11 protein-coding genes are annotated in these 13,586 nt (G+C 66.8%); 6 read left to right on the top strand and 5 right to left on the bottom strand.

Going from position 1 to position 13,586, the window contains the following annotated elements:
• Positions 1–260 precede the first annotated feature (260 nt).
• The 4 genes from clpS (at position 261) to QZM35_RS19410 (ending at position 5,262) form a co-directional block, all read left to right on the top strand.
• Positions 261–575: an ATP-dependent Clp protease adapter ClpS gene (gene clpS, locus QZM35_RS19425; protein WP_006398529.1), complete on the top strand. Its 315-nt coding sequence runs from the start codon at positions 261–263 to the stop codon at positions 573–575.
• Positions 572–2,872, top strand: coding sequence for an ATP-dependent Clp protease ATP-binding subunit ClpA (clpA, locus tag QZM35_RS19420; RefSeq protein ID WP_089426153.1), 2,301 nt, complete (start codon positions 572–574; stop codon positions 2,870–2,872). The genes clpS and clpA overlap by 4 nt, the downstream gene beginning before the upstream one ends.
• 104 nt (positions 2,873–2,976) lie before the next feature.
• Positions 2,977–4,356 carry an amino acid permease gene (locus tag QZM35_RS19415; RefSeq protein WP_089431881.1) on the top strand — a complete coding sequence of 460 codons (1,380 nt, stop codon included), beginning with the start codon at positions 2,977–2,979 and terminating at the stop codon, positions 4,354–4,356.
• A gap of 135 nt (positions 4,357–4,491) precedes the next feature.
• Entirely contained in the window at positions 4,492–5,262 is a 771-nt protein-coding gene (locus QZM35_RS19410) for a hypothetical protein (protein ID WP_089431604.1), read from the top strand.
• A gap of 51 nt (positions 5,263–5,313) precedes the next feature.
• On the opposite strand, the gene dut is transcribed toward QZM35_RS19410, so the two are convergent.
• The 5 genes from dut to QZM35_RS19385 form a co-directional block, all read right to left on the bottom strand.
• A complete protein-coding gene (gene dut, locus QZM35_RS19405; RefSeq protein ID WP_057926079.1) occupies positions 5,314–5,760 on the bottom strand; it encodes a dUTP diphosphatase in 447 nt (148 codons plus the stop codon).
• A gap of 55 nt (positions 5,761–5,815) precedes the next feature.
• The gene (gene coaBC, locus QZM35_RS19400) at positions 5,816–7,027 is read right to left on the bottom strand and encodes a bifunctional phosphopantothenoylcysteine decarboxylase/phosphopantothenate--cysteine ligase CoaBC (protein WP_089426151.1); all 1,212 of its coding nucleotides are present in this window, start codon (positions 7,025–7,027) and stop codon (positions 5,816–5,818) included.
• A gap of 67 nt (positions 7,028–7,094) precedes the next feature.
• The gene (gene lspA, locus QZM35_RS19395; RefSeq protein ID WP_069248662.1) at positions 7,095–7,595 is read right to left on the bottom strand and encodes a signal peptidase II; all 501 of its coding nucleotides are present in this window, start codon (positions 7,593–7,595) and stop codon (positions 7,095–7,097) included.
• Positions 7,596–7,597: 2 nt separating this feature from the next.
• Entirely contained in the window at positions 7,598–10,435 is a 2,838-nt protein-coding gene (gene ileS, locus QZM35_RS19390) for an isoleucine--tRNA ligase (RefSeq protein ID WP_089431603.1), read from the bottom strand.
• A gap of 104 nt (positions 10,436–10,539) precedes the next feature.
• A complete protein-coding gene (locus QZM35_RS19385) occupies positions 10,540–11,532 on the bottom strand; it encodes a bifunctional riboflavin kinase/FAD synthetase (RefSeq protein WP_089431602.1) in 993 nt (330 codons plus the stop codon).
• A 123-nt stretch (positions 11,533–11,655) separates the two neighbouring features.
• Between QZM35_RS19385 and purN the strand changes: the two genes are divergently transcribed.
• Positions 11,656–12,318 (top strand): phosphoribosylglycinamide formyltransferase, encoded by a 663-nt coding sequence (purN, locus tag QZM35_RS19380; RefSeq protein ID WP_039368183.1) that lies wholly within the window; start codon positions 11,656–11,658, stop codon positions 12,316–12,318.
• Positions 12,315–13,580 (top strand): RsmB/NOP family class I SAM-dependent RNA methyltransferase, encoded by a 1,266-nt coding sequence (locus tag QZM35_RS19375; RefSeq protein ID WP_011352957.1) that lies wholly within the window; start codon positions 12,315–12,317, stop codon positions 13,578–13,580. The genes purN and QZM35_RS19375 overlap by 4 nt, the downstream gene beginning before the upstream one ends.
• Positions 13,581–13,586: the final 6 nt, after the last annotated feature.

Genomic DNA, 13,586 nt, shown 5'->3' with positions numbered 1-13,586 from the left:
GCATAATCGGCTCATATACCAGGCTCGAGTGACACGCGTTCGAGTCGTCCCGGCTTGTGGGATACTGGATGCGGACACGACGTTCCGGTGCGGTTCCCCTGACGGTTCGTGTTCCGCGCCACGCGTGAAAGCCGGCACCGCAGCCGGCTTTCGTATGGCGCGAAGAAGATCGCGTGTTCCGGGATTCCGGGGAGGGCGCCGGCCGGTCGGTCGGGTAATGGCAGGATTGCGGGCCTGTCCGAGTTGTTTAGAATGGGTGTATGGCGATTATCCCGGACAAGCAGGACAGCACCGTCCTGGAACGCAAGCAGCAGAAGCTCAAGCCGCCTTCGATGTACAAGGTGGTGCTGCTGAACGACGACTTCACGCCGATGGAATTCGTCGTGATGGTGGTCCAGGAGTATTTCAAGAAGGATCGCGAGACGGCCACGCAGATCATGCTGAAGGTCCATCGCGAAGGGCGAGGGGTTTGTGGGGTCTATACGCGGGACATCGCGTCGACCAAGGTTGAGCAAGTCGTTACCCATGCGCGGCAGGCCGGGCATCCGCTGCAGTGCGTGATGGAGGAAGCATGATTGCCCAGGAATTGGAAGTCAGCCTGCACATGGCGTTCATGGAAGCACGCCAGGCGCGCCATGAGTTCATTACGGTCGAGCATTTGCTGCTGGCTCTGCTGGATAATCCGACGGCAGCCGAGGTGTTGCGCGCGTGCGCGGCAAACATCGAGGACTTGCGTCAGAACCTGCGCAATTTCATCCACGACAACACACCTACCGTCCCGGGTACCGACGATGTCGATACCCAGCCGACGCTCGGTTTCCAGCGCGTGATCCAGCGCGCGATCATGCACGTCCAGTCGACGTCGAACGGCAAGAAGGAAGTGACCGGCGCGAACGTGCTGGTCGCGATCTTCGGCGAGAAGGATTCGCATGCCGTGTACTACCTGCAGCAGCAGGGCGTCACGCGCCTCGACGTCGTGAACTTCATTTCGCACGGCATCGCGAAGACGAACAACGGCGAAGCCGCGAAGTCGGCCGACGCGAACGCGGAAGGCGAAGACGCGAATGCGCAGAAGGAAACCCCGCTCGCGCAATTCACGCAGAACCTGAACCAGATGGCGAAGGACGGCCGCATCGATCCGCTGATCGGTCGCGAGCCCGAGGTCGAGCGCGTGGTCCAGGTGCTGTGCCGCCGCCGCAAGAACAATCCGCTGCTCGTCGGCGAGGCCGGCGTCGGCAAGACCGCGATCGCGGAAGGGCTCGCGTATCGCATCACGCGTGGCGAAGTGCCGGACATCCTCGCGAACGCGCAGGTCTACTCGCTCGACATGGGCGCGTTGCTCGCGGGCACCAAGTACCGCGGCGACTTCGAGCAACGTCTGAAGACGGTGCTGAAGGAGCTGAAGGAGCGTCCGCACGCGATCCTGTTCATCGACGAGATCCACACGCTGATCGGCGCGGGCGCCGCGTCGGGCGGCACGCTCGATGCGTCGAACCTGCTGAAGCCGGCGCTGTCGTCGGGCGTGCTCAAGTGCATCGGCGCGACCACGTTCACCGAGTATCGCGGCATCTTCGAGAAGGACGCGGCCCTGTCGCGGCGCTTCCAGAAGGTCGACGTGACGGAGCCGACCGTCGAGCAGACGGTCGCGATCCTGCGCGGGCTGAAGTCGCGCTTCGAGGAGCATCACGGCGTCAAGTATTCGTCGGGTGCGCTGTCGGCCGCGGCCGAACTGTCGGCGCGCTTCATCACCGACCGTCACCTGCCGGACAAGGCGATCGACGTGATCGACGAAGCGGGCGCGGCCCAGCGCATCCTGCCGAAGTCGAAGCAGAAGAAGACGATCGGCAAGAGCGAGATCGAGGAAATCATCTCGAAGATCGCGCGCGTGCCGCCGCAGAGCGTATCGCAGGACGATCGCAGCAAGCTGCAGACGCTCGACCGCGACCTGAAGAGCGTCGTGTTCGGCCAGGATCCGGCGATCGATGCGCTCGCAGCCTCGATCAAGATGGCGCGCGCGGGCCTCGGCAAGATGGACAAGCCGATCGGCGCGTTCCTGTTCTCCGGCCCGACGGGCGTCGGCAAGACCGAAGTGGCGCGCCAGCTCGCGTTCACGCTCGGCATCGAGCTGATCCGCTTCGACATGTCGGAATACATGGAGCGTCACGCGGTGAGCCGCCTGATCGGCGCGCCGCCGGGCTACGTCGGGTTCGACCAGGGCGGCCTGCTGACCGAAGCCGTCACGAAGAAGCCGCACTGCGTGCTGCTGCTCGACGAAATCGAGAAGGCGCATCCGGACATCTTCAACGTGCTGCTGCAGGTGATGGATCACGGCACGCTGACGGACAACAACGGCCGCAAGGCGGATTTCCGCAACGTCATCATCATCATGACGACGAACGCGGGCGCCGAGTCGATGCAGAAGGCGACCATCGGCTTCACGACGCGCCGTGAAACGGGCGACGAGATGACCGACATCAAGCGCCTGTTTACGCCGGAGTTCCGCAACCGCCTGGATTCGATCATCAGCTTCCGCTCGCTCGATGAGGAAATCATCATGCGCGTGGTCGACAAGTTCCTGATCCAGCTCGAGGAACAGCTGCACGAGAAGAAGGTCGACGCGCTCTTCACCGACGCGTTGCGCAAGCATCTCGCGAAGCACGGCTTCGATCCGCTGATGGGCGCGCGACCGATGCAGCGGCTGATCCAGGACACGATCCGCCGTGCGCTGGCCGACGAACTGCTGTTCGGCAAGCTGCTGAACGGCGGTCACGTGACGGTCGACGTCGACGAAGGCGACAAGGTGCAGTTGTCGTTCGACAAGCTCGGGAACCCGCCGCACAAGCCGAACGAAGAGGCGGTCGAAGTCGAGTAAGCGATAATCGGGTAGTTCATGCGAACGGCGCGGGAGGTTTTCCGCGCCGTTTCGTTTTATCTGGCGCCGGCGGCGCGATGGTGGTGCAGGGGAGTGGCAACGCAGTGACACAACAACAACGGACGTTCGACGACATCGTCGCGCGCGAACAGGGTTTGCGCCACGCGCTGACGTCTGGGCAGATGGCGATGATCGCGATCGGCGGCGCGATCGGCACGGGGCTGTTCCTCGGCAGCGGGTTCGCGATCGGGCTCGCCGGCCCGAGCGTGCTGGTCTCGTATGCGATCGGCGCGCTGATCGCGCTGCTGCTGATGGGCGCGCTCGCGGAAATGACGGTCGCCCATCCGACGGCCGGCTCGTTCGGCGCGTATGCCGAGCATTATGTCGGCCCGCTGGCGGGTTTCCTGGTGCGCTATGCGTACTGGTTCGCGGTCGTGTTCGCGATCGGCACCGAGATCAGCGCGATCGCCGTGTTCATGAAGTACTGGTTCCCGGCGGTGCCCGGCTGGTACTGGGTGATCGGCTTCTCCGCGCTGCTGATCGCCGTGAACCTCGCGAGCGTCACGCTGTACGGCACGGTCGAATACGCGTTCTCGCTGCTGAAGATCGCGGCGATCGTCGTGTTCATCGTGCTCGGCGCCTATCTCGTGTGGTCGGCGCCGGCCGCATCGGGCGTCGGTTTCGCGAACTACACCGCGCACGGCGGCTTCATGCCGAAGGGGCCGTGGGGCACCTGGGTCGCGGTGATCGTCGCGATCTTCAGCTACATGAGCATCGAAGCCGTCGCGATCGCGGCCGGCGAGGCGCGCGATCCGCAGCACGCGGTCACGCGCGCGTTCCGTTCGACCGTGTTCCGGCTCGTGCTGTTCTACCTGCTGACGCTGTCGCTGATGCTCGCGATCGTGCCGTGGACGCAGGCCGGCACCGACGAAAGCCCGTTCGTGAAGGTGATGGCCGCGACTCATGTGCCGTACGCGGCAGGCGTGATCAACTTCGTGCTGTTGATCGCGGCGCTGTCGGCGATGAACAGCCAGCTTTACGTGACGACACGGATGATGTTCAGCCTGTCGCGTGCGCGGCTCGCGCCCGCGGTGTTCGGCCGGCTCGGCACGAACGGCGTGCCGCGCGCGGCGCTGTGGATCTCGACGAGCGGCGTCGCGGTTGCGGCCGTGCTGGTCGCGCTGGCGCCCGACACCGCGTTCACCGTGATGATGGCGATCGCGATGTTCGGCGCACTGTTCACGTGGCTGATGATCTTCGTCACGCACCTGCGCTTCCGTGCGCGCTATCGCGGCCCCGCGCTCGCGTTCCGGATGTGGGGGCATCCGTTCGGCAGCCTGCTCGGCGCGGGCCTCGTCGCGGCGATTCTGTTCACGACCGCGTTCACGCGCGAATTCCGGATGACGATGGTGGTCGGCGTCGTGTTCGTCGTGCTGCTCACGCTCGCGTACGCGCTGCATTACCGGCACCAGCACGCGCGTTGAGGGTCACGGCGCGGCCGCCCGCACCGATTCCCCGTTCGCTAAGGTTGCGTTAAGCCTGCGGCGACTACATTCGATCCTGTCTGCAAGGCGGGCCGGCACGCGCCGGCCCGCCGCTTTCCTGCAAAAGGGGTTCGAATGAACAAACTTCCCGAAATCACGCTCGCGTTCTGGATCATGAAGATCTGCGCGACGACGCTCGGCGAAACCGGCGGCGACCTGCTGTCGATGACGCTGAACGTCGGCTACGCGGTGAGCTCCATCCTGCTGTTCGGCTTCTTTCTCGTGACGCTGGGCGCGCAGCTCAGGACGACACGCTATCGCCCGGCGATCTACTGGGCCGTGATCGTCGCGACGAGCACGGCCGGCACGACGATGTCCGACTTCATGGACCGCACGCTCGGCCTCGGCTATGCGGCCGGCTCGTCGATTCTCGTCGCGATCCTGCTGGCGATCTTCGCCGTGTGGCGCCTGAGCGGCGAATCGCTGTCGGTCGACCTGATCCGCACGCGCAAGGTCGAGCTGCTGTACTGGATCGCGATCCTGTTCTCCAACACGCTCGGCACGGCCCTCGGTGACTTCCTCGCGGACAGTTCAGGGCTCGGCTTCGGTGGCGGCGCGCTGCTGATCGGCGGGCTGCTCGCGGTGATCGTGCTGGCGCACTATTTCACGCGGATCTCCGGCGTGCTGCTGTTCTGGGCCGCGTTCGTGCTCACGCGCCCGTTCGGCGCGACGGTCGGCGACCTGTTGACGAAGCCGGTGGCGAAGGGCGGCCTCGCGCTCGGCACGATCGGCTCGTCGGCCGTGCTGCTCGGCGTGCTGGTCGCGATGGTGATCTATGCGATCGTGGCTCAATCGCGGCAGCGCGACCTGGCGCCCGCGCGGATCGCACAACCCGTCGAGGAATGACGGCGAAGGAATGAAAAAAAGGGGCCGCGGCCCCTTTTTTCGTTGCGTCGTTCAGTGACGGCCGGTGCTGCCGAAGCCGCCCTCGCCACGATCGCTTTGCGCGAAGTCGTCGACGATGTTGAACTGCGCCTGCACGACCGGCACGATCACGAGCTGGGCGAGCCGCTCGAACGGATTCAGCACGAACTCGGTCTGGCCGCGGTTCCACGTCGAGACCATCAGCTGGCCCTGGTAGTCGGAATCGATCAGGCCGACGAGGTTGCCGAGCACGATGCCGTGCTTGTGGCCGAGCCCCGAGCGCGGCAGGATCAGCGCCGCGTAGCCGGGATCGGCGAGATGGATCGCGAGGCCGGTCGGCACGAGCGTGGTCTCGCCCGGCTGCAGCGTGACCGGTGCATCGAGGCACGCGCGCAGGTCGAGGCCCGCGCTGCCGGTGGTTGCGTAGGCGGGCAGGTAGTCGCGCATGCGCGCGTCGAGGATCTTCAGGTCGAGTTTCATGCGGTCGTCGGATGAGTCGGGAAGGGCGCGGCGGCAACGGCCGCCGCGCGGGAGATCAGATCAGGCGGTTGTCGGGCAGGCGCTTCGCGATTTCCGCGACGAGCGTGTGCGCGAGTTCGTCCTTCGGTGCGCGCGGCAGGCGCGTGAGGCCGGCGGCCTCGAACAGCACGACTTCGTTGTCGTCGCGACCGAACGTCAGCGGGCCGAGGTTGCCGACCAGCAGCGGCACGTTCTTGCGCTTGCGCTTCTCGTCGCCGTGCACGTCGAGGTCGCCGCTTTCGGCCGCGAAGCCGACGCAGAACGGCGGATCGGGCAGCGCCGCGACCGACGCGAGGATGTCGGGGTTCTCGACGAACGCGAGCTCGGGCATCTTGCGGTCGGCCGTCTTCTTCATCTTGTGCTCGGCCGGCTGGGCGACGCGCCAGTCGGCGACGGCAGCCACCGCGATGAAGATATCGGCATCGGCGACCGCATGCATGACCGCGTCGTACATCTGCTGCGCCGTCTGCACGTCCTGACGGTAGACGCCCCACGGCGTGTCGAGCGCCACCGGCCCCGCGACGAGATGCACGTCGGCGCCGGCCTGCTGCGCGGCGCGCGCGAGCGCGAAGCCCATCTTGCCGCTCGAGCGGTTCGTGAGGCCGCGCACCGGGTCGAGCGGTTCGAACGTCGGGCCGGCCGTGATCAGCACGCGCCGGTGCGCGAGCACCTTCGGCGCGAAGTGCGCGACGATCGCTTCGTAGATCGCCTCGGGCTCGAGCATGCGGCCGTCGCCGACTTCGCCGCACGCCTGCGCACCCGAATCCGGGCCGAGCACCGACACGCCGTCCGCGCGCAGTTGCGCGGCGTTGCGCTGCGTGGCCGGGTTCTGCCACATCTGGCGGTTCATCGCGGGAACGACGAGCAGCGGGCAATCGCGCGCGACGCATAGCGTCGACAGCAGATCGTCCGCGAATCCGTGCGCGAGCTTCGCGAGGAAATCCGTCGACGCGGGCGCGATCACGATCGCATCGGCTTCGCGCGACAGGTCGATGTGCGCCATGTTGTTGTCGACGCGCGCGTCCCACTGGCTCGTGTAGACGGGGCGGCCCGACAGCGCCTGCATCGTGACGGGCGTGATGAACTGGGTGGCGGCTTCGGTCATCGCGACCTGCACGGTCGCGCCGGCCTTCACGAGCAGCCGCGTGAGCTCGGCGATCTTGTAGCAGGCGATGCCGCCCGTCAGGCCGAGAACGAGGTGTTTTCCTGCGAGTTCTGCGTGTGCCAACTCAGGCCTCCAAGGGTCAAACGGAACGGCCGGCGCGAAGCCGGCCGTCGACGCCGAGTATGCGCGTTTAGCGCGAGCCGCGCACGCGACGCAGTTCGTCGTAGATCAGCAGCACCGCGCCGACCGTGATCGCGGAATCGGCGAGGTTGAACGCCGGGAAGTGCCAGGCGCCGAGATGGAAATCGAGGAAGTCGATCACGTGGCCGTAGACGAGCCGGTCGATCACGTTGCCGAGGGCGCCGCCGAGGATCATCGCGAGCGACAGGCTGAACAGCCGCTGCTGGCCGTGACGCTTCAGCAGGAAGCAGATCACGAGCGTCGCGGCGATGCCGAGCGCGGTGAACGCCCAGCGCTGCCAGCCGCCTGCGGTCGACAGGAAGCCGAACGCGGCGCCGCGGTTGTACACCAGCACGAGGTTGAAGAACGACGTCAGCTCGTGCTGCGCGCCGTACGCGAACGTCTTCAGGATCGCGATCTTCGACAGCTGGTCGAACAGGATCACGATCAGCGAAATGCCGAGCCAGGGCGCAAGCGCGCCGCTGGCCGGTTTCGACAGGGTTTTCGCCATAGTTACGCAGCGCTCCGGATTTCGCCGTTTTCGAACAGGTTGGAGAAGCAGCGGCCGCACAGCGTCGGATGATCGGCATGCGCGCCGACATCTTCACGGTAATGCCAGCAGCGCTCGCACTTCTGGTACTTCGACGCAGCCACGTCGACGCTTTCCTGTGCTTCGTCGTCGACCTTGACGACCGTCGCGGCCGACGTGATCAGCACGAACTTCAGATCGTCGCCGAGGCTCGTGAGCGCGTCGTAGCGTGCGCCGCTCGCGTGCACCGCGACTTCGGCCTGCAGCGACGAACCGATGCGGTTCGCGGTGCGTGCTTCCTCGAGCGCTTTCGTGACGTTGCCGCGTACCTCGCGCAGCAGCGCCCACTTCTCGATCAGCGCGGCCGAGCCGTCGACTTCCGGATACGCGTAGTAGGTTTCCGTGAAGATCGTATCGCTGGCCGGCTGGAACACCTTCCACGCTTCTTCCGCCGTGAACGACAGGAACGGCGCGAGCACGCGCAGCAGGCCGTGCGTCAGGTGGTACAGCGCGGTCTGCGCGGAGCGGCGTGCGCGCGAATCGGCCGCGCTCGTGTACAGGCGGTCCTTCAGCACGTCGAGGTAGAAGCCGCCGAGATCTTCCGAGCAGTACGTCTGCAGCTTCGCGACGACCGGGTGGAATTCGTACTTCTCGTAGTGGCCGAGCAGCTCCGTCTGCAACTGCTGCGAGAACGCGACCGCATAGCGGTCGATCTCGAGCCATTCGTCGACGGGCACCGCGTGCTGCGCGAAGTCGAAGTCCGACAGGTTCGCGAGCAGGAAACGCAGCGTGTTGCGGATGCGGCGATAGCCTTCGGTCACGCGCTTCAGGATTTCCTCGGAGATGGCGAGCTCGCCCGAGTAGTCGGTCGACGCGATCCACAGGCGGATGATTTCCGCGCCGAGACGGTTCGCGACTTCGTGCGGGTCGATGCCGTTGCCGAGCGACTTGCTCATCTTGCGGCCTTCGCCGTCGACCGTGAAGCCGTGCGTGAGCAGGCCCTTGTACGGCGCGCGGCCGTCGATCATCGACGCCGTGAGCAGCGACGAGTGGAACCAGCCGCGGTGCTGGTCGGAGCCTTCGAGGTAGAGGTCGGCCGGGAACTGCAGCTGATCCTTGTGCGAGCCGCGCAGCACGTGCCAGTGCGTCGTGCCCGAATCGAACCACACGTCGAGCGTGTCGCGGTTCTTTTCGTACAGGTTTGCGTCGTCGCCGATCAGCTCGCGCGGGTCGAGCGTCTGCCACGCCTCGATGCCCGACTGCTCGACGCGCTTCGCGACTTCCTCGAGCAGCTCGAGCGTGCGCGGATGCAGCTCGCCGGTTTCCTTGTGCACGAAGAACGCCATCGGCACGCCCCACTGGCGCTGGCGCGACAGCGTCCAGTCAGGACGGTTCGCGATCATGCTGAACAGGCGCTGCTTGCCCCACGACGGGTAGAACGCGGTCGCGTCGATGCCTTCCAGCGCGGTTTCGCGCAGCGTCTTGCCGCCGTCGCGCGGCGTCACGTCCATGCCGGCGAACCACTGCGACGTCGCGCGGTAGATGATCGCCGTCTTGTGGCGCCAGCAGTGCATGTAGCTGTGCTTGTAGTGCTCGCTGCGCAGCAGCGAGCCGGCCGCGTTCAGCGCGTCGACGACCTTCGGGTTCGCGTCCCAGATCGACAGGCCGCCGAACAGCGGCAGCGATTCGATGTAGCGGCCGTCGCCCATCACCGGGTTGATGATGTCCGAGTCGGTCATCCCGTGCGCCTTGCACGACACGAAGTCCTCGATACCGTACGCGGGCGACGAGTGCACGACGCCGGTACCCGTGTCGGTCGTCACGTAGTCGCCGAGGTACACGGGCGCGGTGCGCTTGTAGCCGGGGTGAGCCGACGCGAGCGGGTGGTGGAAGCGCAGGCCCGCGAGCTTCACGCCCGGCGCGGTCGCCACGACGCGGCCGGTCAGCTTGAAGTCGGTCATGCAAGCTTCGACGCGCTCTTCCGCGATGATCAGCAGACCGCGCTCGGTGTCGACCAGCGCGTAGACGATTTCCGGATGGAGGTTCAGCGCCTGGTTCGCGGGGATCGTCCACGGCGTGGTGGTCCAGATCACGATGCCGCCTTCGGCGCGCGGCAGGGCCGGCAGGCCGAACGCCTGCGCGGTCTTTTCCGGTTCCGCGAACGCGAACATCACGTCGATCGTCGGATCGGTGCGGTCCTTGTACTCGACTTCCGCTTCCGCGAGCGCCGAGCCGCAGTCGAAGCACCAGTTCACCGGCTTCAGCCCGCGATACACGTAGCCCTTCTCGATGATCTTGCCGAGCGCGCGGAGCTCTTCCGCCTCGTTGACGAAGTTCATCGTCTTGTACGGGTTGGCCCAGTCGCCGAGCACGCCCAGACGCTTGAAGCCGACCTTCTGCTTCTCGATCTGCTCGGTCGCGTACGTGCGCGCCTTGCTCATCACTTCGGCCGCCGGCAGCGACTTGCCGAACTGCTTCTCGATCTGGATCTCGATCGGCATCCCGTGGCAATCCCAGCCCGGCACGTACGGCGCGTCGAAGCCGGCCATGTTGCGCGACTTGACGACGATGTCCTTCAGGATCTTGTTGACGGCGTGGCCGAGGTGGATGTCGCCGTTCGCATACGGCGGGCCGTCATGCAGGATGAACTTCGGCCGGCCGGCGCTGGCCGCGCGGATCTTCTCGTAGATGCCGCGCTCTTCCCATTCCTTGACCCACTGCGGCTCGCGCTTGGGCAGGTCGCCGCGCATCGGGAACGGCGTGTCGAGCAGGTTGACCGGATACTTGGCCTGCGGTTTCGAATCGGCTTTCTTGTTGCTCATGATGGAATCGCTATCTCAATCTCGGGGGACGCGCGAGCGTCGTGAATCGGGGATGCGCGCAAGGGAGCGGCGCGAGGGTGCGGCGCGGGGCGCCGCCGTCCGGATCAGCTAATTCGGTCGGTGGCCGACGTCGCGAAGCCCGTGGCGCGGCTGCCCGGCGCACGGTCGCGCTCGATGAAGTACGCACGCGCATTCGCGACGTCCAGCGCGATCGCGCGCGACAGCGCCTCGAGATCGTCGAATTTCGCCTCGTCGCGCAGCTTCTTCAGGAATTCGACGCGGATGAGCTTGCCATAGGCATCGCCGTGCCAGTCGAGCAGGTGGACTTCGAGCAGCACGCGGCCCGAATCGTCGACGGTCGGGCGCAGGCCGAGGCTCGCGACGCCCGGCAGCGGGGCGGGGCCGAGGCCATGCACCTGCACGACGAAGATGCCCGAGAGCGCCGGCCGCTTGTGTGCGATCGGCAGGTTCAGCGTCGGGAAGCCGAGGTCGCGGCCGAGCTTCAGCCCGTGCGCGACGTGGCCGCTGATCGCATAGCCATGGCCGAGCGCCTGCGCGGCCGCATCGAGATCGCCGGCCGTGAGCGCGGCGCGCACGCCCGAACTCGAGATGCGCGTGCCGTCGCTGCCGGCCACCGTACCCATCTGCTCGACCTCGAAGCCGTACTGCGCGCCGGCTGCCTGCAGCGTGTCGAAGGTGCCCGCGCGTTTCGCGCCGTAGCAGAAATCGTCGCCGACCATCATCCAGCGCGTGTGCAGCCCGTTCACCAGCGTGCGTTCGACGAACGCCTGCGGCGACTGGCTCGCGAACGTGTGGTTGAAGTGCTCGACGACCACGCGGTCGACGCCGTGATCGCGCAGCGCCTCGAGCTTGTCGCGCAGCATCGCGATGCGCGGCGGCGCGCCGGCCGGATTGAAGAATTCGCGCGGGTGCGGTTCGAACGTCATCACGCACACGGGCAGGCCGCGTGCGTCCGCTGCCGCGCGCACGCGCGCGAGCAGGGCCTGGTGGCCGCGATGGACACCGTCGAAGTTGCCGATCGTCAGCGCGCACGGGGCGCGGCTCTCGGCGTTGGGCAGGCCGCGGAAGACTTTCACGATAGCGGATGCAGCGTCGGGGGAATGGGCGGTGGGATGCCGCAAAGCAGAAGATTATAAACGTTCGGGCGGGCCGGCGGCCGAGAAGGGGGGAAACGCGGGGGCGAATGGTAAAATTCGCGGATGAAAAAACTCGTGATCCTGATTTCCGGTCGCGGCAGCAACATGGAGGCCATCGTCCGCGCGTGCGCGCAGGAACGCTGGCCGGCCGAGGTTGCGGCCGTGATCGCCAACCGGCCCGACGCGGCCGGCCTGGCATTTGCCGCGTCGCACGGGGTGGCGACGGCGGTGGTCGACCACCGGTCGTTCGACGGCCGCGACAGCTTCGACGCGGCGCTTGCCGCCGAGATCGACCGATTCGCGCCCGATCTCGTGGTCCTCGCCGGCTTCATGCGCATTCTCACGCCCGCATTCGTCAGACGATACGAAGGCCGGCTGCTGAACATCCATCCGTCGCTGCTGCCGAGCTTCAAGGGCATCCACACGCACCAGCAGGCGCTCGACGCGGGGGTCGCGCTACATGGCGCGAGCGTGCATTTCGTCATTCCCGAACTCGACAGCGGCGCGATCGTCGCGCAGGGCGCGGTGCCCGTGCGCGCGGGCGACGACGCGGCCGCGCTCGCGCAGCGTGTGCTGACGGTCGAGCATGTGCTGTATCCGCGCGCGGTGCGCTGGTTCATCGAGGGGCGTCTGCGCCTCGAGAACGGCCGTGCAGTGGTGGCGCCGGAAGAGGCGCGCTGGATTTTCGCGGATCAACCGCATACCGAAACGAGTGAGGGCGTATGAAACTGCACGGATTCCTGATCGGCCAGACCGAGACTTTGTTAGCCGAGGTGCTGAAGTTCGCCGGCCCCGCCGATGCGACGACGAGCCGGTTCTTCCGCGCGCATCCGAAGCTCGGGCATGCCGAGCGCGGCGTGATCGCCGAGGCCGTGTTCGCGGTGCTGCGCCGCAAGATGGAGTTTTCGCATCTCGCCGAGAGCGGCACGGGCACGCCCGCGCGACGCCTCACGCTGCTCGGCCTGATGCAGACGGCTGGCCGCAATGCGCTGAAGCCGTTCCTGTCCGACACCGAGTCCGCATGGCTCGAGCACGTGTCGAAGATCGATCCGGCGAGCCTGCCGGTGCGCATCCGCACGAACCTGCCCGACTGGATCCACCAGGCATTGTCGGCCCGTTTCGACGCCGACGAGCTCGCGCAGCTCGCAGCCGCGCTGAACTACCCGGCGCCGCTCGACCTGCGCGCCAACGTGCAGAAGGCCAGCCGTGACCAGGTCATCGACGGGCTGCGCGCGGAAGGCATCGATGCGGGCGCGACGCCGTTTTCACCGTTCGGCGTGCGCGTGGTCGGCAAGCCGGCGCTGACGCGCCTGAGGCTGTTCGAGGAAGGCGCGATCGAGGTGCAGGACGAAGGCAGCCAGCTGCTGTGCTCGCTGGTCGCGCCGCGCCGCGGCGAGATGGTCGTCGATTTCTGCGCGGGCGCGGGCGGCAAGACGCTCGCGCTGGGCGCGATGATGCGCTCGACCGGGCGCCTCTACGCGTTCGACGTGTCGGAGAAGCGCCTGGCGAAGCTGAAGCCGCGCCTCGCGCGCAGCGGGCTGTCGAACGTGAACCCGGTGCTGATCGACAGCGAACACGACGCGAAGATCAAGCGGCTCGCCGGCAAGATCGACCGCGTGCTGGTCGATGCGCCGTGCAGCGGCCTCGGCACGCTGCGCCGCAACCCGGACCTGAAGTGGCGCCAGACGCGCACCGCGATCGACGAGCTGACGCCGAAGCAGGCGTCGATCCTCGCGAGCGCCGCGCGCCTGGTGAAGAAGGGCGGCCGGCTCGTCTACGCGACCTGCAGCGTGCTCGACGCCGAGAACGAACGCATCGTCGAACAGTTCCTGGCCGACCATCCCGAGTTCGTGCTGGTGCCGGCGCAGAAGGTGCTGGACGACCAGCGCATCGAGCTCGAGACGGGCGACTACCTGTCGCTGTGGCCGCATCGCCACGCGACCGACGGCTTCTTCGCCGCGGTGCTCGAACGGCGCGCTGCGCAGTAACGGCGG

This window comes from Burkholderia sp. AU45274 (assembly GCF_030482505.1).
In the GTDB taxonomy this organism is placed as follows: domain Bacteria; phylum Pseudomonadota; class Gammaproteobacteria; order Burkholderiales; family Burkholderiaceae; genus Burkholderia.
Note: the sequence above shows the minus strand (reverse complement) of the source record. Positions and strands in the feature narration are given on the sequence as shown.

Excerpts from the sequence above, each read along its gene's own strand:
- purN (WP_039368183.1), top strand. The coding sequence starts at position 11,656 with ATGAAAAAACTCGTGATCCTGATTTCCGGTCGCGGCAGCAACATGGAG.
- clpA (WP_089426153.1), top strand. The coding sequence starts at position 572 with ATGATTGCCCAGGAATTGGAAGTCAGCCTGCACATGGCGTTCATGGAA.
- lspA (WP_069248662.1), bottom strand. The coding sequence starts at position 7,595 with ATGGCGAAAACCCTGTCGAAACCGGCCAGCGGCGCGCTTGCGCCCTGG.
- clpS (WP_006398529.1), top strand. The coding sequence starts at position 261 with ATGGCGATTATCCCGGACAAGCAGGACAGCACCGTCCTGGAACGCAAG.
- ileS (WP_089431603.1), bottom strand. The coding sequence starts at position 10,435 with ATGAGCAACAAGAAAGCCGATTCGAAACCGCAGGCCAAGTATCCGGTC.
- QZM35_RS19375 (WP_011352957.1), top strand. The coding sequence starts at position 12,315 with ATGAAACTGCACGGATTCCTGATCGGCCAGACCGAGACTTTGTTAGCC.
- QZM35_RS19410 (WP_089431604.1), top strand. The coding sequence starts at position 4,492 with ATGAACAAACTTCCCGAAATCACGCTCGCGTTCTGGATCATGAAGATC.
- dut (WP_057926079.1), bottom strand. The coding sequence starts at position 5,760 with ATGAAACTCGACCTGAAGATCCTCGACGCGCGCATGCGCGACTACCTG.